This window comes from Vibrio sp. D173a (assembly GCF_030248475.1).
Map to the genome: position 1 here is coordinate 1 of NZ_JAHGAH010001581.1, position 747 is coordinate 747.

General features: G+C 45.5%; 1 protein-coding gene and 1 pseudogene. Both read right to left on the minus strand.

Annotated features, from left to right (window positions below; all coding sequences use genetic code 11):
- A partial coding sequence (locus KIV40_RS34885; protein WP_285354043.1) for an AraC family ligand binding domain-containing protein occupies positions 1-202 on the minus strand: 202 nt, incomplete at its 3' end.
- A 43-nt stretch (positions 203-245) separates the two neighbouring features.
- Positions 246-747 (minus strand): annotated as a pseudogene (gene rarD, locus KIV40_RS34890) (EamA family transporter RarD); the annotation flags it as partial.

The following is a 747-nucleotide window of genomic DNA, read 5'->3' on the forward strand; positions in this document are numbered from 1 at the left end:
GCTCATCCGGAGGCATAATCACTACCTGACCTGCACCCACATGATGGCTAGTACCCTTATAGGCGAATTTTTGCTGCCCTTGGGTAATCAAACCAATGTGAAAGTCCAAATGATAGTGGCGCTGAAAGGCAAACTCTTGGTATTGAGCTTGGATCAGGCTGATATCTTCAGTGGGTGTTGAGTAGTAGTGGACTTTATCCATGGTATAAAAAAGCTTGGTTAAATTATCATCAATTCAACCAAGCTTATCTCTGTATTTCTAAATTGTCTTGTAAAAAATGATCACATCCATCAAAGCTGAAGATCACCAGTGCGCCCCAAATAAAGGCAAAGTTAGTGGCTTTATCTGTCGTAAAGGATTCGCCATAAATGAGAACCGCTAATAAGAACATCAAGCTTGGGCCGATGTACTGGAAAAAGCCGAGTGTCGATAGCTTGAGTCGCGTTGCAGCGCCAGTAAAACACAGCAGAGGTAAGGTTGTAACGATACCAGCAGCGATCAGCAGCAGGTTGAGCGTCATTGGGTTCGCCGCTAAGTCCGATGTTGCGCTATCCGCGATAAACAGCAGGTAGATGGTAGCAGCAGGTAGCATCACTAAGGTTTAAATAAATAGGCCGGTCTGTGCTTCGAGGCTAACCTTCTTTCTTAACAAGCCATAGAAGCCGAATGAGAAGACGAGAGCAATCGCCACCACAGGGATAGAACCGAACGCGACAATCTGAATCAAGACACCAATCGCGGCTAAG